Annotated in this window: 25 protein-coding genes; 13 read left to right on the top strand and 12 right to left on the bottom strand. The window is 60.4% G+C overall.

Annotated features, from left to right (window positions below; genetic code table 11):
* Positions 1-35 precede the first annotated feature (35 nt).
* From N8H71_RS02135 to N8H71_RS02125, 3 genes are read left to right on the top strand one after another with little or no spacing between them, the layout of a single operon-like run.
* Positions 36-716, top strand: coding sequence for a C39 family peptidase (locus N8H71_RS02135; protein WP_262192577.1), 681 nt, complete (start codon positions 36-38; stop codon positions 714-716).
* Between the two features lie 44 nt (positions 717-760).
* Complete coding sequence (locus N8H71_RS02130; protein WP_262192576.1) at positions 761-1507, top strand: hypothetical protein; 747 nt, start codon at positions 761-763, stop codon at positions 1505-1507.
* 45 nt (positions 1508-1552) lie between these two features.
* Positions 1553-2857, top strand: a complete 1305-nt coding sequence (locus N8H71_RS02125) for a transporter (RefSeq protein ID WP_085683765.1) — start codon at positions 1553-1555, stop codon at positions 2855-2857.
* 96 nt (positions 2858-2953) lie between these two features.
* Here the strand turns inward: N8H71_RS02125 and N8H71_RS02120 are convergent, their stop codons facing one another.
* Positions 2954-4279, bottom strand: a complete 1326-nt coding sequence (locus tag N8H71_RS02120) for a sigma-54 dependent transcriptional regulator (RefSeq protein WP_007957480.1) — start codon at positions 4277-4279, stop codon at positions 2954-2956.
* 344 nt (positions 4280-4623) lie between these two features.
* Here N8H71_RS02120 and N8H71_RS02115 point away from each other — a divergent pair, with 344 nt between their 5' ends.
* The 3 genes from N8H71_RS02115 to nhaB all read left to right on the top strand — a co-directional run bounded on the left by N8H71_RS02115 (position 4624) and on the right by nhaB (position 8042).
* A complete protein-coding gene (locus tag N8H71_RS02115) occupies positions 4624-4890 on the top strand; it encodes a hypothetical protein (protein ID WP_262192575.1) in 267 nt (88 codons plus the stop codon).
* Between the two features lie 285 nt (positions 4891-5175).
* On the top strand, positions 5176-6465 hold the full coding sequence (locus N8H71_RS02110; RefSeq protein WP_262192574.1) for a hypothetical protein: 1290 nt from the start codon (positions 5176-5178) through the stop codon (positions 6463-6465).
* A gap of 74 nt (positions 6466-6539) precedes the next feature.
* Positions 6540-8042 (top strand): sodium/proton antiporter NhaB, encoded by a 1503-nt coding sequence (gene nhaB, locus N8H71_RS02105; protein ID WP_262192572.1) that lies wholly within the window; start codon positions 6540-6542, stop codon positions 8040-8042.
* A 44-nt stretch (positions 8043-8086) separates the two neighbouring features.
* Here the strand turns inward: nhaB and N8H71_RS02100 are convergent, their stop codons facing one another.
* The 3 genes from N8H71_RS02100 to gnd are packed head-to-tail and all read right to left on the bottom strand — an operon-like array spanning position 8087 to position 11393.
* Positions 8087-8896, bottom strand: coding sequence for an HAD family hydrolase (locus N8H71_RS02100; RefSeq protein ID WP_262192571.1), 810 nt, complete (start codon positions 8894-8896; stop codon positions 8087-8089).
* Positions 8893-10416 carry a glucose-6-phosphate dehydrogenase gene (gene zwf / locus N8H71_RS02095; RefSeq protein ID WP_262192570.1) on the bottom strand — a complete coding sequence of 508 codons (1524 nt, stop codon included), beginning with the start codon at positions 10414-10416 and terminating at the stop codon, positions 8893-8895. The genes N8H71_RS02100 and zwf overlap by 4 nt, the downstream gene beginning before the upstream one ends.
* On the bottom strand, positions 10413-11393 hold the full coding sequence (gnd, locus tag N8H71_RS02090) for a phosphogluconate dehydrogenase (NAD(+)-dependent, decarboxylating) (RefSeq protein ID WP_221614707.1): 981 nt from the start codon (positions 11391-11393) through the stop codon (positions 10413-10415). Before gnd ends, zwf begins: the two co-directional genes overlap by 4 nt.
* A gap of 272 nt (positions 11394-11665) precedes the next feature.
* On the opposite strand from gnd, the gene N8H71_RS02085 reads away from it, so the two are divergent.
* The 4 genes from N8H71_RS02085 to N8H71_RS02070 all read left to right on the top strand — a co-directional run bounded on the left by N8H71_RS02085 (position 11666) and on the right by N8H71_RS02070 (position 16597).
* A complete protein-coding gene (locus N8H71_RS02085; protein ID WP_262192568.1) occupies positions 11666-11848 on the top strand; it encodes a DUF6026 family protein in 183 nt (60 codons plus the stop codon).
* A gap of 214 nt (positions 11849-12062) precedes the next feature.
* Positions 12063-13811 carry a phosphoethanolamine transferase CptA gene (locus N8H71_RS02080; RefSeq protein ID WP_262192566.1) on the top strand — a complete coding sequence of 583 codons (1749 nt, stop codon included), beginning with the start codon at positions 12063-12065 and terminating at the stop codon, positions 13809-13811.
* A 148-nt stretch (positions 13812-13959) separates the two neighbouring features.
* The gene (locus tag N8H71_RS02075; RefSeq protein WP_262192564.1) at positions 13960-16206 is read left to right on the top strand and encodes a TonB-dependent siderophore receptor; all 2247 of its coding nucleotides are present in this window, start codon (positions 13960-13962) and stop codon (positions 16204-16206) included.
* Between the two features lie 184 nt (positions 16207-16390).
* The gene (locus tag N8H71_RS02070) at positions 16391-16597 is read left to right on the top strand and encodes a hypothetical protein (protein ID WP_262192562.1); all 207 of its coding nucleotides are present in this window, start codon (positions 16391-16393) and stop codon (positions 16595-16597) included.
* Between the two features lie 82 nt (positions 16598-16679).
* On the opposite strand, the gene N8H71_RS02065 is transcribed toward N8H71_RS02070, so the two are convergent.
* The 7 genes from N8H71_RS02065 to N8H71_RS02035 all read right to left on the bottom strand — a co-directional run bounded on the left by N8H71_RS02065 (position 16680) and on the right by N8H71_RS02035 (position 22378).
* Positions 16680-17177, bottom strand: a complete 498-nt coding sequence (locus tag N8H71_RS02065; RefSeq protein WP_262192561.1) for a GNAT family N-acetyltransferase — start codon at positions 17175-17177, stop codon at positions 16680-16682.
* 98 nt (positions 17178-17275) lie between these two features.
* Positions 17276-17857: a DinB family protein gene (locus tag N8H71_RS02060; RefSeq protein ID WP_262192560.1), complete on the bottom strand. Its 582-nt coding sequence runs from the start codon at positions 17855-17857 to the stop codon at positions 17276-17278.
* 17 nt (positions 17858-17874) lie between these two features.
* Positions 17875-18993 (bottom strand): cell division protein ZapE, encoded by a 1119-nt coding sequence (gene zapE, locus N8H71_RS02055; protein WP_262192559.1) that lies wholly within the window; start codon positions 18991-18993, stop codon positions 17875-17877.
* A 22-nt stretch (positions 18994-19015) separates the two neighbouring features.
* Positions 19016-19357: a nuclear transport factor 2 family protein gene (locus tag N8H71_RS02050; RefSeq protein ID WP_007957516.1), complete on the bottom strand. Its 342-nt coding sequence runs from the start codon at positions 19355-19357 to the stop codon at positions 19016-19018.
* Positions 19358-19408: 51 nt separating this feature from the next.
* On the bottom strand, positions 19409-20125 hold the full coding sequence (locus N8H71_RS02045) for a helix-turn-helix transcriptional regulator (RefSeq protein WP_115077845.1): 717 nt from the start codon (positions 20123-20125) through the stop codon (positions 19409-19411).
* A gap of 175 nt (positions 20126-20300) precedes the next feature.
* Positions 20301-21260, bottom strand: a complete 960-nt coding sequence (speB, locus tag N8H71_RS02040) for an agmatinase (RefSeq protein WP_262192558.1) — start codon at positions 21258-21260, stop codon at positions 20301-20303.
* A gap of 26 nt (positions 21261-21286) precedes the next feature.
* Positions 21287-22378, bottom strand: coding sequence for a polyamine ABC transporter substrate-binding protein (locus N8H71_RS02035; protein ID WP_262192557.1), 1092 nt, complete (start codon positions 22376-22378; stop codon positions 21287-21289).
* Between the two features lie 99 nt (positions 22379-22477).
* Here N8H71_RS02035 and N8H71_RS02030 point away from each other — a divergent pair, with 99 nt between their 5' ends.
* The 3 genes from N8H71_RS02030 to N8H71_RS02020 all read left to right on the top strand — a co-directional run bounded on the left by N8H71_RS02030 (position 22478) and on the right by N8H71_RS02020 (position 25486).
* Positions 22478-23377, top strand: a complete 900-nt coding sequence (locus tag N8H71_RS02030) for a LysR family transcriptional regulator (protein ID WP_262192556.1) — start codon at positions 22478-22480, stop codon at positions 23375-23377.
* Positions 23378-23476: 99 nt separating this feature from the next.
* Positions 23477-24943 carry a nucleobase:cation symporter-2 family protein gene (locus N8H71_RS02025; RefSeq protein WP_011333989.1) on the top strand — a complete coding sequence of 489 codons (1467 nt, stop codon included), beginning with the start codon at positions 23477-23479 and terminating at the stop codon, positions 24941-24943.
* Between the two features lie 69 nt (positions 24944-25012).
* Positions 25013-25486, top strand: coding sequence for an LEA type 2 family protein (locus N8H71_RS02020; RefSeq protein WP_262192554.1), 474 nt, complete (start codon positions 25013-25015; stop codon positions 25484-25486).
* A gap of 107 nt (positions 25487-25593) precedes the next feature.
* On the opposite strand, the gene N8H71_RS02015 is transcribed toward N8H71_RS02020, so the two are convergent.
* On the bottom strand, positions 25594-26517 hold the full coding sequence (locus N8H71_RS02015) for a carbon-nitrogen hydrolase family protein (protein WP_262192553.1): 924 nt from the start codon (positions 26515-26517) through the stop codon (positions 25594-25596).
* Positions 26518-26549: the final 32 nt, after the last annotated feature.

Below are 26549 nucleotides of genomic sequence, written 5' to 3'. Positions count from 1 at the left end.
GGGGCTTTTCCTCAGTCCGAAAAGGCGTATCGATCATGCGTAAGACTGCCCTCCTCGCGTTGCTTTGCATCTCTGGCCTGACCCAGGCCGCTCAGATGCCCGTCGCTGCCCTGCCGGGTGGCACGCTCGTTTATAAAGACGTGCAAAGTATTCGTGAGCGCAAGTTCGCTGACATCGTTCAACAGAAAACCGATTTCAGCTGCGGTGCCGCCGCACTGGCTACGGTTTTGCGCCAGGCCTATTGGCTCGACGTCGATGAAGAGCACGTCATCAAAGGCATGCTGGTCAATGCAGACCAGGACCTTGTTCGCACTCAAGGTTTCTCCATGCTGGACATGAAGCGCTACATAGAAAGCATCGGCATGCGCGCCAGAGGTTACAAGATTCCCCGGGAAAAACTCGACGCGGTCACTATCCCGGTGGTGGTACTGATGGAAATTCGCGGCTACAAGCATTTCGTGGTGCTGCAGCGGGCGGACAAGGATTGGGTTTACATCGGAGACCCGGTTTTAGGACACAAACGCTACGCCCATGATGACTTTGTCAAAGGTTGGAACGGCATTGTCTTTGCCATCGTCGGCCCCGGATACGACAAGGCCAACGCCTTGCGCAGTCCTCCGGTCCCGCTGACGGCCAAAAACAAGCTGGATGCTTTCAACCCGGTCAAAGATGCTGAATTGATGGACTTCGGGTTCATACAGAGCGACTTCTTTTAATCGCCGATTATAAAGAGTGGGGCTGGATGTCCCGGGAGCAGCAGATGAAAACCTCATACTGGCTGGCCGCCGCCTGCCTGGCAGCGAGCGCATCGGGCTATGCCAATGCAGGATTCAAACCCATAGAAATCAAGGACCAGGAGCTCGCCGAGCTGCGCGGTCGCTATGTCATGCCGGGCCGGATCATCAGTTTCGGTATCGTCATGAGCAGTACCTGGCGCAATGCCAGTGGAGACATGATCGGGGCTGCCGCCTCGATGCAACTCCAGGCAGCAACGGTCAAACCCGAATTCTACGTCTCGACCATCAAGGAACACGGCAATGGCAGTACCCCGGAACTGGGGACTGGCAATGTCATTGGTGGCGCGGCCCTGAACACCTCGCAAGGCGTCACGCAAAGCGTACGCGCGGCGGGCGACAGCAATACCGCTTACAACAACGTTGCGATCAACGTCAAAGAGGCCAGTCAGGCACCCGCCCTGGTGCCTGCCCAAGGGCAAGCCTTGACAGCCGGCCAGACCATCACCGGCAGCAACGCCGCCGGCAATGTTGCCGTCTCCGCCACCGGCGGAGGTGTTCAAATGGCCATCCAGGCCAGCGGCAACCAGGGCACGGCTTTGCAACAGGTCGCTCAGAGCGGGCTGCTGCAGAACACTCGGTTGCTGGGCAATGCAAACGTAGTCAACAACCTGACACAACTCAACGTTGTCCTGAACAATAACGGCAGAAGTGCCGGTGCACTGGACTGCAACCTGACTCAACTCGGGGCACTACGAAATATCGGATATTGAACTACGCTGAGTCTCGATCATTGGGCTTAAAGGGACGGCTTATTCATGTATCGATCAGTATCACTGCGTGCCGCTGTATGTTTGAGTACTCTTCTACCCGCGGCGATGCTGCAAGCAGCACCCGATGCGGATGTCGAGGCCCTGAAACAGGAACTTCTGGAGCTTAAACAACGATACGAAGTGCAACAAAAGGCCCTGGCGGTCCTCGAACAGCGGGTCCGCCAGGTTGAAGATCAACCCGCCTCTCCTCCCCCAAAACGCCTGGCCAAATCGCCTTCCGACATGAAAGGCAACCGGGTAGCCAATGGCACGGGGGCTGCAGCAGCGTCGGGGGGCGCCGCCGGGGGTGGCGGCGCATCCTATGGCCAATCGCTGGCCGATGACTCACAACCGGCACAGAGCGTGTCCAACCTGTACGACGAGGCCAGTGGCTTCTTTGGCGGCGGCAAATTCAGCTTTGAAACCGGCGTGACCTATTCACGCTATGACACCCGCCAGCTGATTCTCAACGGCTTCCTCGCACTGGACTCGATCTTCCTGGGCAACATCAACCTCGACCGGATCAAGGCCGACACCTGGACCCTCGACCTGACGGGACGCTACAACTTCGACAACCGCTGGCAGTTCGACCTGAACGTACCGGTGGTGTACCGCGAATCGACGTATCAGTCCGGCGGCGGCAATGGTGGCGCCTCCAACGTCACCACCGAACAGGATGTTTCTCGCGACCCGACCATTGGCGACGTCAACTTCGGTATCGCCTACAAGTTCATGGACGAATCGGTCAATACGCCGGACGCCGTGGTGTCCTTGCGGGTCAAGGCACCTACGGGCAAAGACCCTTTCGGTATCAAGTTGCGCCAGACCGATGCCAACTCGAACCTGTTCGTGCCTGACACCCTGCCTACCGGCAACGGCGTCTGGTCGATCACCCCGGGGATCTCGCTGGTCAAGACGTTTGACCCGGCGGTCTTGTTCGGCAGCTTGTCCTACACCCACAACTTCGAGGAGTCGTTCGACGACATCAGTTCGACCGTCAACCAGAAAAACCCGGGCAAGGTACGCATTGGCGACAGCTTCCAGATCGGTGCGGGCGTGGCCTTCGCACTGAACGAGAAGATGAGTATGTCGTTCTCCGTCTCTGACCTGGTGCAACGCAAGAGCAAGCTGAAACAGGATGGCGGGGATTGGGAATCGGTGGTGTCCAGCGACGCCAACGCCGGTTACTTCAACGTCGGGATGACCATCGCGGCCACCGACAACCTGACCATCGTGCCCAACCTGTCCATCGGCATGACGGACGATGCCCCGGACTTTTCCTTCAGCCTGAAATTCCCGTACTACTTCTAAACCGCGACACAATCAACGCAACATCATGAAAAGACCCGCTGCGACTTGCATCGCAGCGGGTCTTTTCAGCTTCCTGCCCTCAGGAAGCGCCGCGCCCTAGCGGATCTGGTGCTTGTGCAGCAAACGGTAGAAAGTCGGCCGGGAAACCCCCAGCACTTTGGCAGCGACGCTGAGATTGTCGCTGTGCCGGTTCAACACATCGCAAAGCGCCTGGCGTTCGGCACGGGTCTTGTAGTCTTCGAGGGTGCCCATCGGTGCCGCAATCGACTGCTGGCTGATCAGCCCCAAGTCACGGGCCTCGATCTGCCGCCCTTCGGCCAGCACCAGGCCCCGGCGCACGCGGTTGGCCAGTTCGCGGACATTGCCCGGCCAATCGTGCTTGCCCATGGCGATCAGCGCATCTTCACTGAAACTGCGCGGGCGACGGCCGGTTTCGTGGCTGTAGAAATGGGAAAAATGGTTGGCCAGCATCGACAGATCGCCATGGCGCTCGCGTAATGGCGCTGTCACCACCTGAAGCACATTGAGCCGGTAGTACAAGTCTTCACGAAAGCGTTTTTTCTCGATGGCGGCTTCCAGATCGACGTGGGTTGCCGCCAACACCCGCACATCCACCGGGATCGGTTGGCTGCCGCCGACCCGTTCGATGTGTTTTTCCTGAAGGAAGCGCAACAGATTGGCTTGCAGCTCCAGCGGCAGATCGCCGATCTCATCGAGAAACAAGGTGCCGCCGTTGGCTGCCTCGATACGCCCGACCTTGCGCTGATGGGCGCCGGTGAACGCGCCTTTTTCATGGCCGAACAGCTCGGACTGGATCAAGTGCTCGGGAATGGCCCCGCAATTGATCGCTACAAACGGTTTGCTGTGGCGTTGCGACTGCCGATGCAGGGTTCTTGCGACCAACTCCTTGCCGGTGCCGCTTTCGCCCCGGATCAGCACGGGAGACTCGGTAGGAGCCAGTTTGCTCAGTAGTTTGCGCAATTCCCGAATCGGTTTGCTGTCGCCGAGCAGTTCGTGCTCCGGCTGGTCGACGTGGATTGTGCCCTGACCACGCAGGCGCGCCATGCCGAACGCGCGACCAAGGGTGACCTGCACCCGCGACACGTCGAACGGCAAGGTATGAAAATCGAAAAACCATTCGCAGACAAAATCGCCAACGTTCTGCAATCGCAGCACTTCCTGATTCAGCACAGCGATCCATTCGGTGCCGCTGCGGCTGATCAGCTCTTTGACGGCTTCGGGACGTTCGAGGTGAAAAGGCTGTAAACGCAACAAGCCGACATCGCAGGAACGATCGGCGGCATTTTCCAGGCTGCAACTGTCAACATCCCACCCTACGGCACGTAAACCGGGCAGTAATCGGTGACAGTCATCACAGGGGTCGACTACCAATAGTCGTCGTAACGCAGGCGCTTCACTCATGACTGTTCCTTGGCGCCAAATTATGGGAAATGATTGCAAAAACAGTCGTTTGGCAGGCCTGGCTGTAACATTAGCAAGAATTTGACGGTGCCTTGTATCAATTGCTTATAGATGTACAACTGAACCAGTTATAAGAATCGTGTTTATTAGTCAGCTATCTAATTATTTCTTTCAGCAGGCTTTCAAAAACAGTCTGAAGACTGACGTTATGAAAGAAAGTCGAAATTTATTCAAATCCGTTGTGACCTGCTGGCGGGTTGCGTGCATCAGTACAAGTAACTGGCCGAACGGTAAGCCCAACCGACGGCACATCACTTGATTGGGCATTAAAGAGAGAAGACCCCATGACCGCCCCGCTCCGTATCAACGAAGCTCTTTTGATTGCCAACCGCGCATTTAAACCTTTTCAATGCGTCGCCTGGGCCCCACAAGACGGCAATGGCGAATTGAGCCTGACCGTAATTGACCGTACCAACTCCCAGATCGGTCGCACCCAGATCCCAAGCAGCGCCTACTCCGATCCGACGCAACTTGAACATCTGTTGCAACAAGCCCGCGCCGAACTGAGCGAAGAAGGCTACGCGCTGCAATCCTGGTCGATGCCACACTGATATTTGCGGGCAATGCGGATGACGCTCAAGTCATCCGCCCTCTTCTGTTAGTTGCGAACTTTTTTCCAACTTCAGTCTTTTTGTACAACTTTCCTCGATACTTTCGCGCCTGAATACTTGTCAGGCTTGCGACTGGTTCAAAAAGACACTGTTCTGGCACAGTGCGACCCTCCACCTGTTAGTTCTGTCAGTTGTACTTGTGCGTATTCAGGGATTGAATGTTTCGCTCATGCAGTTACCCGTTCCGTTTCCCGGAAATCGGTCGACTCGCAAGGAGAAGCATGCATGTCATCCCAGATCGCTATAGCGCTGCCGGCGCTAGCGAATAACCCCGGACAACTCGACAAGACCTTTTCCAGCAACGGTGTGGCGCAGGTTTACTTCGCTGGCAGTACGTCCAGCCTGACCCAGAGCGTGGCGCTCGATGCGCAAGGCCGGATTCTGGTTGCCGCCAAGGTGGGCACTGCTCAAGGCAGCCGTTTCGGGCTGGCCCGCCTGCTCGAGGACGGCTCGGCGGATCTGGGTTTCGGTTTTCAGGGCAGCGTGATCGGCCGGTTCGCCACCGGTTTCGAAGCCACCGGCAGCAAGGTTCAGGTCTTGCCCGATGGACGAATTCTGCTGGCGGGCCTGCACTATGAATCGGAACACCGCACCCTGCCCGCCCTGGCGCTTTTCGATGCTCAGGGCCGACCTGACCCGGATTTTGGTGACAACGGCCGGCAAATTGTCGACCTGCCCGGCGACCTTTCCATGGGCACCCGCGACGCCTGGCTACCGCCAGGCGTTCCTGGCGCCGAAGCCTGCGATGTCGCGGTGCAACCGGACGGACATATCCTGCTGATCGCCAACCATCACTTCGAACTGGCCGATCACGTTGGCATGCTGATTCGCCTCAGACCCGATGGCGGCCTTGACCCATCTTTCAACGGCCGCGGCTTCGTCATGGTTCGCCACTTGCTGCTCAATACCTGGCTCAGTGGTCTGCTGCTGCAACGAGACGGAAGAGTCGTGGTAGCCGGCTCAATCGACTTTCCTCAGGAAGGCCTGCTCGCCCGCTACCTGCCGGACGGGCGGCTCGACGAACGTTTTGCGGTGGACGGTTTCCTGGCTTTCAAAGTCCAGGGGCACAGTGCCTTGGTCAATCAAGTCATCGGATCGGCAGAGCATCTGCATTGTTTTGGCAGCAGTCGCGATCCGATTCAGTGCATGGTGCAGTCTGTTCATGGCAACGGTCGCCCCGACCTGCACTGCAATGGTGGTCAGCCACACCTGCTGGAAATCGGCCCCAGCGGCTGCCAGTGGAGCGCGGCGCAATTGATGCCGGACGGGCGCATCACGGCGGTCGGCGCGACGATCGGCGGAGTTGAAGCCGACTTTATCGTCGCCCGCTATCTGGCCAACGGCAGCCTTGACCGAAGCTTCGGTTCCGGAAATGGCTGGTTGCGTACGCGGCTGGGCCGCAGCCTCGATACCGCCACTTCAGTGGCGATACAAACGGATGGCGAAATTCTGGTGGGCGGTTATTCGCTGGATGGCAACTACCGCGCCGTGGTCGCGCGTTATCTGAATCACTGATGCGAATGTTCCTGCACTTGATCTTGCCCATCGCTTACGGCAACTTGCGCGCTTCTTAAAACAAGGAGCAACCGATGTCCGGTTCGATGGCCCAGGCGTTCGCGCACAATTTTCTCGGGCATTCGCCCCGCTGGTACAAGGCGTGCATTGTCGGGTTCCTGATTCTCAACGCGCTGGTGCTATGGACCATCGGCCCGGTCGCTGCCGGCTGGCTGCTGGTGATCGAATTCATTTTCACCCTGGCCATGGCGCTCAAGTGCTACCCGCTGATGCCCGGCGGCTTGCTGCTGATCGAAGCGCTGCTGCTGAAAATGACCACGCCCCAGGCCCTGTACGAAGAGTTGCAGCACAACTTTCCGGTGATTCTGCTGCTGATGTTCATGGTCGCCGGCATCTACTTCATGAAAGACCTGCTGCTGTTCCTGTTCTCGCGTCTGTTGCTGGGCGTGCGTTCAAAGGCACTGCTGGCCCTGATGTTCTGCTTTTTGTCGGCGTTTCTCTCGGCGTTTCTTGACGCACTGACCGTGACCGCAGTGATCATCAGCGCCGCCGTAGGCTTCTATTCGGTTTACCACCGGGTGGCCTCCGGCAACGATCCGCGCCAGGACAGTGAGTTCAGCGACGACCAGCATTTGCCGCAATTGCATCACGAAGACCTGGAACAGTTTCGCTCCTTCCTGCGCAGCCTGTTGATGCACGGCGCTGTCGGCACGGCATTGGGCGGCGTCTGCACCTTGGTCGGTGAACCACAGAACCTGCTGATCGGCCATGAAATGGGTTGGCATTTTGCGGAGTTTTTCCAGAAGGTCGCACCGGTTTCGTTGCCGGTTCTGGTCGCGGGACTGGTGACCTGCCTGCTGCTGGAGAAACTGCGCTGGTTCGGTTACGGCACGCTGCTGCCGGATAACGTACGTGCCGTGCTGGCCAACTACGCGGCCGAAGACAACGCCGAACGCACACCACGCCAACGCGCCGCGCTGCTGGTGCAGGGCGCTGCGGCGCTGATCCTGATTGCCGGGCTGGCTTTCCATATCGCGGAAGTCGGCCTGATCGGTCTGATGGTGATCGTCCTGATCACTGCGTTCACGGGTATCACCGACGAGCACCGTCTGGGCAACGCATTCAAGGATGCGATGCCATTCACTTCGCTGCTGGTGGTGTTCTTCGCCGTGGTGGCGGTGATTCATGACCAGCAACTGTTCGCTCCGCTGATCCAGTGGGTGCTGACGCTGCCGGCCGATCAGCAGCCGGGGATGCTGTTCATCGCCAATGGATTATTGTCGGCGATCAGCGACAACGTGTTCGTCGCCACGATCTACATCACCGAAGTGAAACAGGCGTTCCTGTCCGGGCACATGAGCCGCGAGCATTTCGAGACGCTGGCGATTGCGATCAACACCGGCACCAACCTGCCAAGCGTGGCGACGCCCAATGGTCAGGCAGCGTTTCTGTTTCTGTTGACGTCGGCGATTGCGCCGCTGGTGCGCTTGTCCTACGGGCGGATGGTATGGATGGCGCTGCCTTACACCGTAGTGATGGGATTGCTCGGCTGGTACGCCGTAAGTTACTGGCTGTAGAAACAACAACGGGAGCCTTGGGGCTCCCGTTTTTTATGCCTCGATCAGCGCGGCAAGATGTACTTTTCGATCGCTTGCGCCACACCATCCTCGGTGTTTCGCCCGGTCACCACGTCGGCCTGACGCTTCACCGCGTCCTCGGCCTGCCCCATGGCGATCGACAACCCGGCAACATGGAACATCGCCGGATCATTGCCGCCATCGCCAATCGCAGCGGTCTGCGCCAGCGGCACACCCAGATGCTCGGCCAGCGTTGCCAGCGCCGTCCCCTTGTTGGCCTCCACCGCCGTCACGTCCAGATACACCGGCTGCGAGCGTGACACCTGCGCCTGTCCTTCAACCTTCGGCAGCAAACGCGCCTCCAGTTCGATCAGCAGTTGAGTGTTGTTGCTGGTGGCCACGATCTTGTCGATACGCTCCAGATACGGCTCGAAGCTCTCCACCACCACCGGCGGATAACCCAGCCCGTGCTGCTCGCGCGGCACCATCGGCCCGTGCGGATCCTTGAGCAGCCAGTCGCCACCGCTGAACACCCAGATTTCGACGTCCGGCTGATCGGCGAACAGTGCCAGTGCGGTCAGCGCTGCCGTGGCCGGCAGATAATGAGCAACCAGAATGCTGCCGTCCGGATTGACGATCGTCCCGCCATTGAACGCCGCTGTCGGCAGATCAACACCCAAGGCTTCGATCTGCTGCAGCATGGCTTTGGGTGGACGCCCGGTGGCGAGGCTAAACAACACGCCTGCCTCGCGTAGCGCACCAACCGCATCAATCGTGCGCTGGCTCAGGCTGTGATCGGGCAGCAACAACGTGCCGTCCATGTCACTCAGCAAAAAACGGATCGGCTCGCTCATCCGAGACCATGCCAGACGCGACCATCGCGAGTCAGCAGATCATCGGCAGCTTTCGGCCCGTCTTCGCCTGCGACATAAGCCTGCACACTCGCGTCCTGTTGCCAGGCGTCGAGGAACGGCTGCACCGCACGCCAGCCGTTCTCGATGTTGTCAGCGCGCTGGAACAGCGTCTGGTCACCGGTCAGGCAGTCGTAGATCAGGGTTTCATAGCCGGTGGACGGCTGCATTTCGAAAAAATCCTTGTAGGCGAACCCCAGCTCGATATTGGCCATGTTCAGCGCCGGCCCCGGCCGTTTGGCCAGCAGGTCAAACCACATGCCTTCGTTGGGCTGGATCTGGATACGCAGGTAGGTCGGCTGCAATTCGTCGACTTCGGTATCCCGGAACTGCGCATACGGCGCCGGTTTGAAGCAGATGACGATCTCGGTGTCGCGCACGCTCATGCGCTTGCCGGTGCGCAGGTAGAACGGCACGCCGACCCAGCGCCAGTTGTCGATCATCACTTTCAGCGCCACGTAGGTTTCCGTGGTGCTTTCGGGCGAGACGTTGTTCTCACCGCGATATCCGACCACCGGTTTGCCAGCGACTTCACCGGCGCTGTACTGACCGCGCACCGAGTTTTCCCGTGCTTCTTCGGTGGTCCAGGGCCGGATCGCACCGACTACTTTGGCCTTCTCGCCCCGCACCGCATCGGCGCCAAACGCGGCCGGCGGCTCCATCGCGACCATGGCCAGCAACTGGAACAGGTGATTGGGCACCATGTCCCGCAGGGCGCCGGTGTGTTCGTAGAAACTGCCACGGGTTTCGACGCCGACGGTTTCGGCGGCGGTGATCTGCACGTGGTCGATGTAGTGATTGTTCCAGAACGCTTCGAACAGGCTGTTGGAGAACCGGCTGACCAGAATGTTCTGCACGGTTTCCTTGCCCAGATAGTGATCGATCCGGTAGATCTGCTTTTCCGACATGACCTTGAGCAGGCAGGCGTTCAACGCCTCGGCGGTCTGCAGGTCCGAGCCGAACGGTTTTTCGATCACCACCCTTCTGAAGGCTTCCGGGGTTTCTTCGAGTAGCCCGGCGCTGCCGAGACGGCGCACCACTTCGCTGAAGAAACGTGGCGCGGTGGCCAGGTAGAACACCGCATTGCCGGTGCCGCTGTCGGCGATTTTCGCCGCCAGGGCTGAATAAGTGCTGTCGTCCAGGAAGTCGCCCTGGACGTAGCTGATACCTTTGGCGAGCTTGGCCCACAAGGCCGGATCAAGGATCTGATCGCCCTTGCCGACTTTCGCCGCCACTTCAGTGCGGATGAAGTCTTCGAGCTTTTGCGCGAAGGCTTCATCGGTAATGGCGTTGTGGTCAACGCCGACGATCCGCAGGCCATCATCCAGCAGGCCGTCGCGACTCAGGTTGTACAGCGCCGGCATGAGCAGGCGCTTGACCAGATCACCGTGGGCACCGAACAAAAACAGCGTGGTCGGTGGTGCGGGTTCTGCCTTGGATTTCCTGCGGATCGTATGGGTCATTTCTTCGGTGTCTCCACGTGGCCGCCGAAGCCGAAGCGCTGGGCCGAAAGAATCTTGTCGCCGAAAGTGCCCTGGCCGCGCGAGCGGTAGCGCGAGAACAGCGAGTTGGACAGCACCGGTACCGGTACCTTTTGTTCCATGGCTGCTTCGATGGTCCATTGACCTTCGCCGCTGTCGGCCACGGAGCCGGAGAAACCGTCGAGTTTCGGGTCGACCGCCAGGGCATCGGCGGTCAGATCGAGCAGCCACGACGACACCACGCTGCCACGACGCCAGACTTCGGCGATGTCGGCCACGTTCAGGTCGAAACGCTGATCTTCCGGCAGAAGCTCGCTGGACTTGGTCTTGAGGATGTCGAAGCCTTCGGCGAAGGCCGCCATCATCCCGTACTCGATACCGTTGTGGATCATCTTCACGAAGTGACCGGCACCGGCGGGACCTGCATGGATGTAGCCGTGTTCGGCGCGATGATCATCGGACTTGCGGTCCTTGGTGCGCGGGATGTCGCCCATGCCCGGCGCCAGAGCGGCGAACAGCGGGTCCAGACGCTTAACGGTCTCCGCATCGCCGCCGATCATCATGCAGTAACCGCGCTCCAGGCCCCAGACGCCGCCGGAGGTGCCGACGTCGATGTAGTGCAGGCCTTTCTCGGCCAGGGTCTTGGCCCGGCGGATGTCGTCCTTATAGTTGGTGTTGCCGCCATCGATGATGGTGTCGCCCGCCTCGAGCAGCGTGCTCAGGGTTTCGATGGTGTCTTCGGTCGGTGCGCCGGCCGGCAGCATGACCCACACGGCACGCGGCTTGGCCAGACCTGCGACCAGCGCAGGCAGATCGGCGACGCCGGTAGAGCCCTCGGCGGCCAGGGTGTCGACAAAGGCGGTATTGCGGTCGTAAACAACGGTGGTGTGACCGTTGAGCATCAGACGCCGTGCAATATTGCCGCCCATGCGGCCCAGTCCAATAATCCCGAGTTGCATGTGCTGATGCTCCTTACTACAAATAAAGGTGTGTCAAAGGTATAGCCCAACGTGGCTGATGGAGGTTAGTCCAGAGCGTTGGCATGAAGTTTCCGGGCATTGTGCCCGATCCAGACTGATAACGTCGGGAAACGTGCCGAAGACACAACGACCATGAAAAATAAAAAAGTTCCATTCACGAGCAAAAGAAACCAGAATTGGCGCCGATAGCAGGTCAAGGCTCGAAATCGGGGCTGATCTGCAGTTGAGACACGCCATTTGCGAGGTGAGCAATGGGCACAGTACACACAGCAATGCCGCCACAAACCCTGTACGTCACGATCCGTCGCGATGAACTGCGTCAATTGAAAGACGAACGCGATCAGCTCAAGCAGGAACTCGCTCAATTGCGTCTGCTGACCCAGGGTGTTCAACCGCAACCCTTGCCACGCGTACAGCGTTCGCCAAGCGCCTGATATCCCCTGCCCGATTCGGGAGCGGCCCCTGCTGTTCCCGACATGCTGCACCCCCGGCCTTTTCCGGCAACTAACAAAGTTTTCACATTCGCTTGTTGATACTCCCGCGCTTTCCCGTCGTGCGTGTTTGCGCGCGGCCTCCGTTCGTCGGCTTTCATGCGCTCGTTCATGAAGTAATCCGGCGGTGGATGTGACGATTGAGCTGGAGTGCTGAATGGCAGTGTTCAAACGCAGCAATACGCCTGCGACAGGTTTCGACTGGGCCGGCTTCATCTGGCTGTTCGTTTTCTTCTGGTATTTTTCCGGCATTACGCAACTGCTGATCCAGCTGACCGGCACTTCGGGCTTTACCGGATTTCGCCAGGCCTTCGTGATGAGCGCCGTGTGGCTGGCGCCGATGCTGCTGTTTCCTAAACGCACCCGATTGCTCGCCGCGCTGATCGGTGTGGTGCTGTGGGCCTGCTCGATGGCCAGCCTGGGTTACTTCTTCATCTATCAGCAGGAATTCTCCCAGAGCGTCATCTTCATCATGTTCGAGTCGAACGTGTCCGAAGCCGGCGAGTACATGACCCAGTACTTCGCTTGGTGGATGATCCCGGCGTTCCTCGCACACACCGCGTTCGCGTATTTCCTGTGGACCCGCCTGCGCCCGGTTTACATGCCCCGTGGCCGTGCGTTCGTCGCCGCCATGGCGATTCTGGTGGCCGTGGTTGGTTATCCGCTGGTCAAACAGACGATGCGTACCGGCAGTTTCGCCGGGGGCTTCGAAAAATTCGAAACCCGCATCGAACCCGCCGTGCCATGGCAGATGGCGGTGGCCTATCACCGCTACCTCGACACACTCAGTGAAATGCAGGGCATGTTGCACAGCGCAAGCAAGATCCCGCCACTGCACAACCTCAAGGACGCGGGCGCCAATCAGCCTGCGACCCTGGTGCTGGTGATCGGCGAATCCACCAACCGCCAGCGCATGAGCCTCTACGGTTACCCGCGTAAAACCACGCCGGAGCTGGACAAGCTCAAGGATCAGCTGTCGGTGTTCGACAACGTCATCACCCCGCGCCCGTACACCATTGAAGCGCTGCAACAGGTGTTGACCTTCGCTGACGAAGAAAACCCGGATCTGTACCTGTCCACGCCGTCGCTGGTCAGCATGATGAAACAGGCCGGCTACAAGACCTTCTGGATTACCAACCAGCAGACCATGACCAAGCGCAACACCATGCTCACGACCTTTTCCGAACAGGCCGACGAGCAGGTGTACCTGAACAACAACCGCAACCAGAACGCCGCCCAGTACGACGGTGACGTGATCGAGCCGTTCAACAAAGCGCTGGCCGACGCGGCGCCGCGCAAACTGATCGTCGTGCATCTGCTCGGCACGCACATGAGCTACCAGTACCGTTATCCGCCGAGCTTTGACAAGTTTCAGGATCGCAACGGTGTTCCGGCCGGCGTGCGTGACGACCAGGTGCCGACCTACAACAGCTACGACAACGCAGTGCTGTACAACGATTTCGTGGTCTCGAGCCTGATCAAGGACTACGCCAAATCCGATCCGAACGGTTTCCTGCTGTACCTCTCCGATCACGGTGAAGACGTGTTCGACTCGGTGGGCCACAGCACGTTGGGCCGTAACGAAAACAAGCCGACCGCACCGATGTATACCATTCCGTTCATGGCCTGGGCCTCGCCGAAGTGGCGTGAAACCCACGACTGGAGCTTCGCCGGGGATCTGAGCCGGCCGTACAGCAGCTCGCAGCTGATCCACACCTGGGCGGACCTGGCCGGTTTGAGCTTCGATGAACTCGACCGCACCAAGAGTCTGGTCAGCGACAGCTTCAAACCGCGTCCGCTATTGATCGGCAACCCCTATGAACGCGAACAGCGAGCGCTGATCGACTTCAGCCTGATGAAACCCAAGAAACCCGCCGGCACGGCCCCAGAGGTGGTGCAGCAATAACCAGAAAAAGGGCCGGAAACGGCCCTTTTTTTCATCTCGATGCAACACCTTTAAATGACAATATTTCTCGTTTGTTACTAAATCCCGTGGCCACGCTTCGTCTTTGAACCAAAGGAATTTTCCCCTCGAAGACAAGGAGTCGGCTGCGATGTTCGCGCCCATTACCCGTTCCATGACCCTCACGCTGGGCCTGTGCAGTGTTGCATTCAGCCCGGATCTGCTGGCTGAAACCGACACAGAAAAACAGTCATCCCCCGCCGCGCCGGCACTGGAGCTGGCGTCTACCAGCGTCACCGCCCAGGGCCTTGGCAACACCACCGAAAACACCGGGTCCTACACCACCGGGGCGATGAGTACTGCCACCCGGCTGAAGCTGTCGATCAAGGAAACCCCGCAATCGGTGTCCGTGGTCACCCGTCAACAGATGGATGATTTCAAGCTCGGTACATTGTCCGAGGCCATGAGCCAGACCACCGGTGTCGTGGTGCAGCACAACGACTCGGACCGGGTCAGCTATTCCTCCCGTGGTTACCCGATCAACAATTTCCAGATCGACGGGATGCTCAACACCTTCCAGTACATGAAGTCCGACTCGGACACCATCATCTACGACCGCATCGAAGTGGTTCGCGGTGCGACGGGGCTCACTACCGGCGCAGGCGACCCGTCGGCGACCATCAACATGGTGCGCAAACGTCCGACCGCACAATGGCAGGCGCAGGCGGGTGCCAGCGGCGGCAGCTATGACGACTACTACAGCTATGTCGATGTCGGCGGCCCGCTGGCCTTCGACGGACGCCTGCGCGGGCGCAGCGTGCTGGCCTACCGTGACCAGGGATCGTTTCGCGACAAATACGCCCTGCAACGGGAAGTCGGCTACGGCATCCTCGAAGCGGATCTGACCGACTCCACGGTACTGGCGGTCGGTTACGACTATCAGGACAAACAGGTGCAAGGCTCCTCCTGGGGCACCTTGCCGTACTGGAACGCCGATGGCAGCAAGGCAAGCCTGGGACGTTCGACCAACATGGCGACGTCCTGGAGCTCGTGGCCGCTGCGGGACAAGACCGCGTTCGCCACCCTCGACCAGGCCCTGGCGGGCGACTGGCACTTGAAAGCCGCCTACACCCACCGCAAGAGCGACACCGACGGCAAGGTCTACTACGCCGGCGCCGGTTTTCCCGAGCCCGATCGTAGCGGCATGACCGCCTACACCTCGCACATGATCGGCCCGCAACGGATGAAGGCGTACGACCTCAACCTGTCCGGCCCTTACTCGTTGCTGGGGCGTGAGCATCAGATGATGATCGGTTATGGCGAAGCCGAACGCAGCTCCAGCTCGCCCTACACGATTGACGGGACAATCCCGCGCGGTTACAGCACGATTCGTGACTGGAAGTACATGGGCGATATCGCTAAATTCCCCGACACCGTGACCGGACTTACCGGCTCGAAAGACAGCACACGACAAAAGGCCGGCTACCTGGCCACCCGCCTGAGCCTGACCGACGAGTTGCACGCGGTACTCGGCACCCGCTACGGCAGCTGGAAAGCGTCGAAGACGGCCAACACCTTTGACGACAACCTTCAGCTGGAAAGCGTCGATGCCAGCCGTCAGCAGCACAACGACATGTGGACGCCCTACGCCGGCCTGCTGTACGACCTGACGCCGGAATACACCGTTTACGCCAGTTACACCGATATCTTCAAACCGCAGACCTACCGCGACGCCAATCGCAAATTCATTGAGCCGATCGTCGGCAGCAACTATGAAATCGGGCTCAAGGGCGGTCTGCTGGACGAACGCCTGAATCTGGCCACGGCCATTTTCTGGAGTAAACAGGACAACGTCGCCGAAGTGGATGATTCAGTCCCGCCGGATCCGGTGACCCAGGAAGAGTTCTACAAATCCGGTGGCAAGGGCAACAAGGTCAATGGTTTCGAAGCCGAGGTTTCGGGCGAACTCCTCGAAGGATGGAACATGACCGCCGGCTACACCTACACCCACTCGCTCAATGGCGAAAAACACCGCAGCAATACCAACCAGCCGTTGAACCTGTTCCGTCTCTCCACCACGTATCGCCTGCCGGGCAACTGGAGTGCGCTGACCGTGGGCGGCGCAGCGAACTGGCAGAGCGACATTTACGGCAACTCGAATCGCCCGGTCGGACGCGGTGCCAACGGCCGGATCATCACCGAGCGCGCTCGAATCAGTCAGGACGCCTACACGGTGGTCAAGCTGATGTCGCGTTACGAGTTCGACAAGCACCTGTCGGCGTCCCTCAACGTCGACAACCTGTTCGACAAGAAGTATTACGACAACGTCGGCTTCTACAACGGCGTGTTCTGGGGCGATCCACGCACCGTCACGCTGAGCCTCGACTGGAAACTCTGACGCCCTTCCCTTGCGACCTGCACGCGCCATCGCGCGTGCAGCGTTCGTCCGATACGCCGTGGAAACACTTGGTAAAACCTAAACTGAACGAGCGTTAACCCCTTGTTAATGCCCTCGGTCGACACTGCGCCCCGAGGCTTAGATTCATGGACGAACGGCTCCGACATTTTTCGTAGGAGGCACCATGAAAACCACGACTGCAATCCTTGCCGGTCTACTCACCCTCGCATCCGCCAGCGCATTCGCCGAAGGCGGCGCCGAGCGCATGAGACATTACTGGGCGAACTTCCCGGTCCACTCCGCACAGAGCCAGCAGGCTGAGGCAAAGATCAACGAACTCAAGGTTCCGGACGACCAGACCGCCCAGGTCACCGAGTCCTATCGCCCTTGAGCGAACGCTTTACCGATGGACCTGCGATGGCTCCGCTCTGGCCCCGCAGATGACAGTTGGGCGCCCTTTCCGGGCGCCTTTTTTATGCCTGCAAATCCTTGATCCAGAACAGCATGCGCCCGTGACCCGGATCGAACATGCCCGGCGCGAAGCCGAATTTGGCGTAGGAATTTTGCGCCACAGCGTTGCCTTCGAGCACTTCCAGAGTGATCTTGCAGCAACCGCGCTGACGGGCGATGTCCTCGACCTTGCGCAGCATCTTCTGACTCAACCCCAAGCCGCGAAACTTCGTCACCACGGACACGTCGTGCACGTTGACCAGCGGCTTGCAGGCAAACGTGGAAAAACCTTCAAAGCAGTTCACCAGCCCTGCCGGTTCACCACCGACAAACGCCAGGACGCTGAACGCATGGGGCCGCTTGGCCAATTCTGCAGGCAGTTGCTGCAACAGTTCGGGGGCAATTGGATGGCCGCCCCCCATCGGGTCTTCGGCGTAGTGATTGAGCACCACACCGATGGCCTCGGCATGCACCGGGTTGGTGAAACTGGCTTGAAGCACAAGAATTTCTGCGGAATCCATTTCCTTCCTCGATCGCACGGGGCCCCGGCGCGTTTGATACGCACTGATAGGCTCGACGACCTTAGCGCGAGGCAGGTCCCGGCGACAACCCGGCGCTTTCAGTGACCCCATATGAGCTCTTCGGTCCAGCCCAGTTCGGCGAAATCCTCGGCTCGCAACCCGGACTCGCCGGCACAGAAAAACTCGTCCAGTTGCGGCGGTTTCACTGAGGTACCGCTGAGCATCGCGTGGACCTGGCCACGGTGGTGGATCTGGTGTTCAAAGAGGTGCGAAATCATCCGCAGACGGCTGTCGTGCTGCGGCGTGTCGCGGGCGATGGTGACGATGCGCCCCAGTTCGGCATCGCGCAATTGCTCGCAATAGGCGATCAAGCGGCGGTCGACATGTGCCTGCTCACGGCGCAAGGCATGCGCTTCGGTGAAGGGCTCGTCAGCGTTGAAAAACACGTAGCAATCGGGATGCGGTTCGTCACCGCGCAACTCGCGTTCCAGCGCGTCGACGTAGAACCAGTCGCAGGTGAGGATGTGATTGAGGGTCAGGCGAATGCTCGGGAAGAAACTGACCCGTGGCGCGGCCAGCTGCGCGTCATCGAGCTGGCTCCAGGCCTTGGCCAGTCGATGGTTGGTCCAGGCGTTCTGGTAGGCCATGGTCAGCAAATGGTGGGACAGTGGCTGAGTCATGTCGCGCCCTCCGTGTTTCAGGTTTCGGCGAAGCGTTGCAGCTGCATCTCCTGCAAGCGGCTGAGGGTCCGGCGGAACGGGAATTCCAGGTAGCCCTCGGTGTACAGCGCGTCCATCGGCACTTCGGCCTCGATGTACAGCGGCACCTTGCGGTCGTAGCACTCGTCGACCAGCGCGATAAAGCGGCGCACACCGTCGTCGTGCACCGACAGTTGCGGTAATTCGCGATCGCCGGCCACCACCCGCTCCGCGCCATCCTCGGTGCCACGGGCGATCCGCCCTTCGCGTTTTTTCGCGCTGAGGTTCGGCACCTCGCTCAACAGGATAGCCCGATAGGTGTCGCACAGCGCGATGAAATCCATGGCAGCGAACGGTTGCTCGCACAGGTCGGCGTAACGGCACCACAGCACCGAATCGCTGGCCTGCACCACATTGAGGGCGCGGTAACCGACCGGCACCGGTTCGGCACTGACGGTTTGCCCGGCAGCCAATGCGTCGAACACCTGGCTCAGCGCGCTCCCCTGCCCCGGAGATGCAACCCAATAGCGTTGCTCGATGGCGCCGGGATGCAAACGGTGATCTTCCGCACCATTCACCGCGACCACTTGCATGTGCTGTTTGATCGCGGTGATTGCCGGCAGGAAGCGATCGCGATTGAAGCCGTCGGCATACAGCTGATCCGGCGGCAGGTTGGAGGTGCAGACCACCACCACGCCTTCATCGAACATCACCTGAAACAGCCGCCCGAGAATGATCGCGTCACCGATGTCATTAACGAACAACTCGTCGAAACACAGCACCCGCACCTCGGCCGCCAGTTCACGGGCCAACGCTCGTAATGGATCGGCGATCCCGGTCAACTGAAAGGAGCGCTGGTGTACCCAGCCCATGAAGTGATGAAAGTGTTGTCGCCGCGCCGGCACCCGCAGACTTTGATGAAACTGGTCCATCAGCCAGGTCTTGCCGCGTCCGACCGGGCCCCACAGGTAAACGCCAGTGACCGAACGGGCACCGGCGTGCAGGGCTTCATGGCATTTTTGCAAGGCCCAGACCGCGTGTTCCTGGGCTTCATCCTGGATGAAGCCCTTGTGGTCGACGGCGTATTGCCAGGCGCTCAGGGGGGAGTCGAAAGTCATGCGCGGCAGTATGCCACGATGGCTACAGGGAAATATCCAGTCGAGCGATTTTGCCCTGTTCGTTGAGCCGGAACGTGTAGCGCAGCTCCAGCGGGCTGCCGGGAAACGTTCCGGAGATCAGCCCTTGCACCAGCACTTTGCCGGTGCGCTGCTGGACGCCGAGCACTTCGACCCGTGGCTGATAGCGCTGGGCGGTGTCTTGCATCCAGTTGGCGATGGCCTGCGGGCCGACCTGATGATGACCTTCGTCGAACACATGGGCATCCTCGGCAAAAAAACTGCCGACCCGGGACGTATCGCGAGCATTGGCGGCGTTGATGTACTCAACGATGGCCGGGGCGAGTATCGAGGTGGGATGGAACATGATTACAGCTCCTTTTTTCGGGTTCTGTCGCCATCCTAGAACAGCCCTGCGTCAGTTCCTGTCAGGAGTGAAACGTCCGTTTTCGTCCAGTTGCATCTGCCGCTGCCAGGTGCGCAACAGGTCGCTGCGCCGCCCCGGATAGCGCTCGCCCTGCAGGCTGGCGGCGGCAATCCGGTCGGTGCGAAAGGTGCGATAGGCGCCGCGCAACTCACACCACGCCACAATGATCCGCACCTCATTGAGAAAGCCCAGCGCCAGCGGCCAGATCAAGCGCTGGCTTTGCACCTGCTGCGCATCGGCGTAATCGATGTGCAGCTTGGCCTGATCGCGGATCGCGTGACGGAAAACGTTCAATGGCACCGCGTTTTGCGGAAAGCCGTAACCCGGCGGCCCGGGCATGACGGTCGGATTGCGCAGCGCTTCCTGGGCCTGCGGGTCCAGCACTGCCGCGATTTTCGCCAACGCGTCGGCGGCGGCTTTGCTCAGGACCTCGTCACCGCGCTGATCGACATAACGCAGGCCCAGCACGATGGCTTCGGTCTCATCAGCGTTGAGCATCAGCGGTGGCAGAAACAGACCACTGCGCAGCACATAACCGATACCCGCCTCACCATGGATTGGCGCCCCGAGTGCGGTCAGTTCGGCGATATCGCGATAGAGCGTGCGCTCGGAGATTTCCAGCTCGGACGCCAGCGTCGCGGCGGTCACCGGGCGTTTCTTGCCGCGCAGCACTTGCAGCAGGGTCAACAGTCGAGTGGTTCGCGACACGGTGTGCGGCTCCGGGCAAAAATTTGCCGGAGCTTAGCAGAGCCTGGTGTCAGAACATGACAGGAGCAATGTGGGAGCGAGCCTGCTCGCGAAAGCGGTGTGACAGGCAACGATGATGTCGGCTGAACGGACGCCTTGCGAGCAGACTCGCTCCCACGGGTTATGTTGTGGCTGGCTACCTATCAACTTTGTGGCGTGCGGCGTACAGGCAAAGCATCTCCATGGCCAGGGTTGCCGCCGCCAGCGACGTCACGTCTGCATGGTCATAGGCCGGCGCCACTTCCACCACGTCCATGCCCACCAGATTGATCCCGCGCAGGCCGCCAAGGATCTCCAGCGCCTGCACCGTGCTTAGGCCCCCGCACACCGGGGTGCCGGTGCCCGGCGCGAAGGCCGGATCCAGGCAATCGATGTCGAATGTCAGGTACACCGGGTTGTCGCCGACCCGCGCGCGAATGGCCTCGACGATCGCTTCGCAGCCACGCCGATGAACCTGCCGCGCGTCCAGCACCTGAAAGCCCTGATGATCATCATTGGTGGTGCGCAAACCGATCTGCACCGAACGCGCCGGATCCACCAGCCCTTCCCGCGCCGCGTGCCAGAACATGGTGCCGTGATCGACCCGCTTGCCGCCCTCGTCCGGCCAGGTGTCGCTGTGGGCATCGAAGTGGATCAGCGACAGCGTGCCGTGCTTGCGCGCATGGGCCTTGAGCAGCGGATAACTGATGAAGTGGTCGCCGCCAAAGGTGAGCATCGCGCTGCCGGAGCTGAGGATGTGCTCGGCGTGGGCCTCGATACTTTCCGGGATGGTGTGCGGCGAGCCGTAATCGAAGTCGCAATCGCCGTAATCGATCACCGCCAGATGATCGAACGGGTCAAACGCCCATGGCCAGTGCCGTTCCCAGGCAATCCCGGTGGACGCCGCACGAATCCCGCGCGGCCCGAAACGTGCGCCCGGACGGTTGCTGGTGGCGGTGTCGAACGGCACACCGCTGACCGCCACATCCACGCCGCGCAGGTCGCGGCTGTAGCGCCGGCGCATGAAACTGGTGATCCCGGCGTAGGTGCTTTCGGCTGCGGTGCCGAAAAGGCTGTCACGGGTCAGGGCCTGATCGTTTTGCATGGGCACGTCCATCGATGTGTTCCTGTTGTTATGAAGGGCTATTGGCGGCTACGGAAAGTGGTCCACAAGCGTGTGCGCTGGCGCATGTCCTTGAGGCTCATGCTGTGATCGGCGTACAGCCGCTCGCGCACGTCGGGTTTCGGGTAAATGTCCGGATCGTTGCGCACCGCCTCATCCACCAACGGTGTGGCGGCCTGGTTGGCGGTGGCGAAGAACAGCGTGTTGGTCAGCGCCGCCACGGATTCGGGGCGCAACATGAATTCGATGAAGGTGCGTGCGGCTTCCGGGTGCGGCGCGTCTTTCGGGATGGCGAGGTTGTCCTGCCACACCAGCGTGCCTTCCTTGGGAATCCGGTAAGCGACCTCAAACGGCTTGTTGGCCTTGCGTGCCTGATCGGCGGCCATGCTCGCGTCACCGTTGTAGGTCAGCGCCAGGCAGACGCTGCCGTTGGCCAGATCGTTGATCTGCCGGCCGGTGGCGACATACAGCACCGAGGGCTGCAACTTCTGCAACAAGGCTTCAGCGGCGGCCAGATCGGTCTTGTCGGTGCTGTAGGGATCTTTACCGAGATAGTGCAGCGCGAGGCCGATCACTTCCTGCGGTGAATCGAGAATGGCGATTCCGCAATCCTTGAGCTTGCTGGCGTATTCGGGCTTGAACAGCAGATCAAGACTGTTGAGCGGCACATCCGGCAGCCGCTGTTTGACTGCCTCGACGTTCATGCCCAGCCCCAGCGTGCCCCAGGTGTAAGGCACGCCGTAGCGGTTGCCGGGGTCGACCGCCGCCAGTTTTTCCAGCAGATCCGGATCGAGATTGGCGTAGCCCTTGAGCCCTTCGTGGGGGATTTCCTTGAGCGCTCCAGCCGCCAGACCACGGGCCAGCACGCTGGACGACGGCACCACCACGTCGTAACCGCTGCCGCCGGTGAGCAATTTGGTTTCCAGCACCTCGGACGTATCGAACGTGTCGTAGCGCACGTGGATGCCGGTTTCCTTTTCGAAGCGCTGCAAGGTTTCAGGCGCCACGTAATCGGCCCAGCTGTAGAGATTGAGCGTTTTCTCTTCGGCCTGGGTGGCGATGGAAACGCTAAGCAACAAAGCGGGCAAACACAGCTTGAAGACGGGAGCCATGACGAACACCTGACCGAAGGAAGTGGTGGCAGGATGCGCCGTCGGATACATTCGAAAAATATCAAGTTTGTTAACCTGACTTTAACCCGGAGTAATGTGATGCTCGGTCAGCTCCACGATGTCGATCTTCAGCTTCTCCGGCTTTTTCTCGGCGTGGTCGAATCCAACGGTTTCAGCGCCGCGCAGGGTGAGCTGGGTCTGAGCCAGTCGAGCATCAGCCAGCAGATGGCCAAGCTTGAGACGCGTCTCGGCTATCGGGTGTGCAACCGTGGCAAGGGCGGTTTCGGCCTCACTCCCAAAGGCGAGCAACTGCTGATTGCCGCTCGCAGCCTGTTTGATTCGATCGAAACCTTCCGCCATCAATCCAACGGCGTCGCCGGGCGCCTGATCGGTGAGGTGCGGCTGGGTCTGTCGGAGGCGGTCGATCAATCGGTGCTGCAACGGGTGGCGGATGCGATCCGGCGGTTTCGCGAGCGGGACGAATCGGTACGCATCGAGCTGATCAGCGCCATGCCCGGCGAAATGGAGCGCCTGCTGCTGCAACAGCGGCTGGACTTGGCCATCGGTTATTTCTCCCAGGTGCAGAGCGCGTTCGACTACCGCGAGCTGTTCAGCGAAACCCAGCATCTGTATTGCGCGCCCGGCCATCCGCTGTTCACCAACGATGCCCCCGATGAAGCGGCGTTGCAGGCGTGTGACCGGGTCGATCACCCCTATCGCTTCCTGCGCAGTGACGAGCCGTTTCAGGGCAAGGTCTGCTCGGCGCGCTCGGAACAGGTCGAAGGCACCCTCGCCTTCATTCTGTCCGGCAAGCACGTCGGATATCTGCCCAACCATTACGCCCGCCAATGGCAAGACAAGGGCCTGTTGCGACCGGTTCGCGAAGGGGAGTTGAGTTTTGACGTGGCATTCCATCTGGCCCGGCATCGGGCGCAGGTGCCGGGAGATGCACAGAAAGCCTTTGAGCAGGATTTGCTCTGCGCCTTTGGTCGAACCTGACCTTTTGGGCAGTTTTAATGCGTTGCCCTCGCCCCTCGCTTACGGCATCCTGCGCACCCATTTTCCGACCCGGCCCCGCATTGCGGCACGCACACCACCATGACCGTCTCTGAAAAAGCCCCGCGCAACAACGATCTGATCTACGGCCTCAACGACCGTCCGCACTTCACCGCAACGGTGTTTGCCGCCCTGCAACACGTGCTGGCCAGCTTCGTCGGCATCATCACCCCGACCCTGATCATGGGCGGCGCCCTCGGTCTGCAAAGCGAAATTCCGTACCTGATCAGCATGGCGCTGTTCGTTTCCGGCCTCGGCACTTTCGTCCAGGCCAAGCGCTTCGGCCCGGTCGGTTCGGGGCTGCTGTGCCTGCAAGGCACCAGTTTTTCCTTTATCAGCGTGATTCTCAGCGCCGGTTTCATGGTCAAGGCCCGGGGCGGCGGCACCGATGAGATCCTGTCGACGATCTTCGGCGTGTGCTTCTTTGCCGCGTTCATCGAAGTGGTGTTGAGCCAGTTCATCGGCAAATTGCGCATGCTGATCACCCCGGTGGTGACCGGCACCATCATCACCCTGATGGGCCTGTCGCTGATCAAAGTGGCAATGACCGACATTGCCGGCGGCTTCGGTGCGGCGGATCTGGGCGCAGCCAGCCATGTATTTCTGGCGGCGCTGGTGCTCGGCACCATCGTGGTGCTGAACCGGGTCGACGTGCCGTTCCTGCGTCTGGGCGCGATCGTCATCGGCCTGACCCTCGGCTACGTGGTCGCGTGGCTGATGGGCACCGTGGACTTCGCCAACCTGCCCGAAGTGCCGGTGGTCAGCGTGCCGGTACCGTTCAAGTACGGTTTCAACTTCGACTGGGTGGCGTTCGTGCCGGTGGCGGTGATTTTCCTGGTGTCGCCGCTGGAAGCTGCCGGTGACCTGACCGCCAACTCGATGATTTCCCGGCAACCGGTGAAAGGCCCGCTGTACATCCGCCGGATCAAGTCCGGTCTGCTCGCCGATGGCCTCAACTCGGCCATGGCCGCTGTATTCAACAGCATGCCGATGGTGACCTTCGCCCAGAACAACGGGGTGATTCAGCTCACCGGCGTGGCCAGCCGTTACGTGGCGTTTTTCATCGCTGGTCTGTTGGTGCTGCTGGGGCTGTTCCCGATGATCGGCGCGGTACTGCAACTGATGCCGAAACCAGTGCTCGGCGGCGCAGAGTTGGTGATGTTCGGCACCGTGGCCGTGGCCGGGATCAAGATCCTCGCCGAGGCCGGCCTGCATCGGCGCAACATGCTGATCGTGGCGATTTCCGTGGGCATGGGCCTAGGCATTGCCGCCGTGCCGGAAGTGCTGCGCGAACTGCCGCAGGCGCTGCGCAACATCTTCGAATCGCCGATCACCGTCGGCGCGCTGTGTGCCATCGTGCTGAATATCTTCCTGCCGGAAGAGTTCATCGAACTGGAAGAAGATGACTTCGACCCGGAAGCCTCTATCCTTCAGGTCATGGAAAACCCCGACCTGCCGGCCAAAGCTGAACCCGCAACCAAGGCCGCTGTCGCACAGTTGAACCGTTGATCCTGTCCGCTCCATGAAAAAGGGCTGATACCGGCAACGGTTCAGCCCTTTTTCAATGAGAGAGCATCAATGCGCCGTCTCCAAGCCGTCATCCTGTCCCTGTTTCTGCTCTCCCTCAGCGCCTGCGCGCTGTTTCCCAACCGCGACCCGGTGAACATCAACGTGGTCGGCCTCGAACCCCTGCCGAGCCAGGATCTGGAAGTGCGCTTCGCGATCAAGCTGCGGGTGCAGAACCCCAACGAAACGCCCATCGACTACAACGGCATCGCGCTCGATCTGGAGGTCAACGGTCACTCGCTGGCGTCGGGTGTGAGCGATCAGACCGGCTCGATTCCACGGTTTTCCGAAACCATTGTCAGCGTGCCGGTGAGCATTTCCGCGTTCTCGGTTCTGCGCCAGACATTGGGCCTGAGCCAGACGCAAACCCTCGACAACCTGCCCTATGTGCTGCGCGGCAAACTGGCCGGCGGGTTGTTCGGCACGATGCGGTTTGTCGATACTGGCAAGCTGAGCCTGCCCAGGGCCAGTGCTGCCACCTGGTAATCCACCAAAGCCATTGTGGGAGCGAGCTTGCTCGCGAAAGGGCCGTGTCAGTTGACTTAAAGGGGGGCTGATACATCGCCTTCGCGAGCAAGCTCGCTCCCACAGGGTTATGTGTGAAAACGCACACCCGGTTTGGCCCGCTCGTCGACGCTCAACTCGAACACATCCGGCCGTGCATAGTGGCCGACCACGTCGTAGTCGTAGCGGGCGCGCACCAGTTCTTCGGTGTCGATTTCGGCGGTGAGCAGCCCGGCCTCGCCGCGCAACGGCCCGGCCAATACGTCGCCCATCGGCCCGACGATCACGCTGCCGCCGGCAATCAGCGGTCGATTCCCCGGCCAGTTGGCGATCTCCACACCCAACTCATTCGGCGAGGCCTGCACCTGACAGGCGCTGACCACAAAGCAGCGCCCTTCATGGGCGATGTGGCGCATGCTCACCTGCCACATCTCTCGCTCGTCCACAGTCGGCGCACACCAGACCTCAATACCTTTGGCGTACATCGCCGTGCGCATCAGCGGCATCATGTTTTCCCAGCAGATCACCGCGCCGAGCTTGCCGACCTGAGTGTCGAGCACCGGCAGCGTCGAACCGTCGCCCTTGCCCCAGATCAGCCGTTCGGTGCCGGTCGGCATCAGTTTGCGGTGCTTGGCTACCAGACCTGCCTGTGGGTCGAAATACAGCGCGGTGCAATGCAAGGTGCTGCCGGCGCGTTCGATCACGCCGATCACCAGGTTGGCCCCGGTGCGCGCCGACAGACCGGCCAGCGCTTCGGTTTCCGCGCCCGGCACGTCGATGGCGTTGGCGAAATAACGGGCGTAGGCCTCGCGGCCTTCCGGCAAGCGGTAACCCAGTTGCGTGCCGAAGCCCTCGCCTTTCGGGTAACCGCCGAGCAACGCTTCGGGCATCACCACCAGCGCGGCGGCGGACTCGATGATCGCGGTTTCCCAGCTCAGGATCTGTTCCAGGGTTTCAGCCTTGCCACCGGGCAAGGCGCCGATCTGCAGGGCGGCAACGATTGATTTAGGCATGGCGGTCACTCCGTGAAGTTCAGGTGTTGCTC

Source organism: Pseudomonas koreensis (genome assembly GCF_025447595.1).
In the GTDB taxonomy this organism is placed as follows: Bacteria; Pseudomonadota; Gammaproteobacteria; order Pseudomonadales; family Pseudomonadaceae; genus Aquipseudomonas; species Aquipseudomonas koreensis_H.
Note: the sequence above shows the minus strand (reverse complement) of the source record. Positions and strands in the feature narration are given on the sequence as shown.

What these genes read in the sequence shown, in the direction of transcription:
- N8H71_RS02135 (WP_262192577.1), top strand. Translation starts at nt 36, where the DNA reads ATGCGTAAGACTGCCCTCCTCGCGTTGCTTTGCATCTCTGGCCTGACC.
- N8H71_RS02130 (WP_262192576.1), top strand. Translation starts at nt 761, where the DNA reads ATGAAAACCTCATACTGGCTGGCCGCCGCCTGCCTGGCAGCGAGCGCA.
- N8H71_RS02125 (WP_085683765.1), top strand. Translation starts at nt 1,553, where the DNA reads ATGTATCGATCAGTATCACTGCGTGCCGCTGTATGTTTGAGTACTCTT.
- N8H71_RS02120 (WP_007957480.1), bottom strand. Translation starts at nt 4,279, where the DNA reads ATGAGTGAAGCGCCTGCGTTACGACGACTATTGGTAGTCGACCCCTGT.
- N8H71_RS02115 (WP_262192575.1), top strand. Translation starts at nt 4,624, where the DNA reads ATGACCGCCCCGCTCCGTATCAACGAAGCTCTTTTGATTGCCAACCGC.
- N8H71_RS02110 (WP_262192574.1), top strand. Translation starts at nt 5,176, where the DNA reads ATGTCATCCCAGATCGCTATAGCGCTGCCGGCGCTAGCGAATAACCCC.
- nhaB (WP_262192572.1), top strand. Translation starts at nt 6,540, where the DNA reads ATGTCCGGTTCGATGGCCCAGGCGTTCGCGCACAATTTTCTCGGGCAT.
- N8H71_RS02100 (WP_262192571.1), bottom strand. Translation starts at nt 8,896, where the DNA reads ATGAGCGAGCCGATCCGTTTTTTGCTGAGTGACATGGACGGCACGTTG.
- zwf (WP_262192570.1), bottom strand. Translation starts at nt 10,416, where the DNA reads ATGACCCATACGATCCGCAGGAAATCCAAGGCAGAACCCGCACCACCG.
- gnd (WP_221614707.1), bottom strand. Translation starts at nt 11,393, where the DNA reads ATGCAACTCGGGATTATTGGACTGGGCCGCATGGGCGGCAATATTGCA.
- N8H71_RS02085 (WP_262192568.1), top strand. Translation starts at nt 11,666, where the DNA reads ATGGGCACAGTACACACAGCAATGCCGCCACAAACCCTGTACGTCACG.
- N8H71_RS02080 (WP_262192566.1), top strand. Translation starts at nt 12,063, where the DNA reads ATGGCAGTGTTCAAACGCAGCAATACGCCTGCGACAGGTTTCGACTGG.
- N8H71_RS02075 (WP_262192564.1), top strand. Translation starts at nt 13,960, where the DNA reads ATGTTCGCGCCCATTACCCGTTCCATGACCCTCACGCTGGGCCTGTGC.
- N8H71_RS02070 (WP_262192562.1), top strand. Translation starts at nt 16,391, where the DNA reads ATGAAAACCACGACTGCAATCCTTGCCGGTCTACTCACCCTCGCATCC.
- N8H71_RS02065 (WP_262192561.1), bottom strand. Translation starts at nt 17,177, where the DNA reads ATGGATTCCGCAGAAATTCTTGTGCTTCAAGCCAGTTTCACCAACCCG.
- N8H71_RS02060 (WP_262192560.1), bottom strand. Translation starts at nt 17,857, where the DNA reads ATGACTCAGCCACTGTCCCACCATTTGCTGACCATGGCCTACCAGAAC.
- zapE (WP_262192559.1), bottom strand. Translation starts at nt 18,993, where the DNA reads ATGACTTTCGACTCCCCCCTGAGCGCCTGGCAATACGCCGTCGACCAC.
- N8H71_RS02050 (WP_007957516.1), bottom strand. Translation starts at nt 19,357, where the DNA reads ATGTTCCATCCCACCTCGATACTCGCCCCGGCCATCGTTGAGTACATC.
- speB (WP_262192558.1), bottom strand. Translation starts at nt 21,260, where the DNA reads ATGGACGTGCCCATGCAAAACGATCAGGCCCTGACCCGTGACAGCCTT.
- N8H71_RS02035 (WP_262192557.1), bottom strand. Translation starts at nt 22,378, where the DNA reads ATGGCTCCCGTCTTCAAGCTGTGTTTGCCCGCTTTGTTGCTTAGCGTT.
- N8H71_RS02030 (WP_262192556.1), top strand. Translation starts at nt 22,478, where the DNA reads ATGCTCGGTCAGCTCCACGATGTCGATCTTCAGCTTCTCCGGCTTTTT.
- N8H71_RS02025 (WP_011333989.1), top strand. Translation starts at nt 23,477, where the DNA reads ATGACCGTCTCTGAAAAAGCCCCGCGCAACAACGATCTGATCTACGGC.
- N8H71_RS02020 (WP_262192554.1), top strand. Translation starts at nt 25,013, where the DNA reads ATGCGCCGTCTCCAAGCCGTCATCCTGTCCCTGTTTCTGCTCTCCCTC.
- N8H71_RS02015 (WP_262192553.1), bottom strand. Translation starts at nt 26,517, where the DNA reads ATGCCTAAATCAATCGTTGCCGCCCTGCAGATCGGCGCCTTGCCCGGT.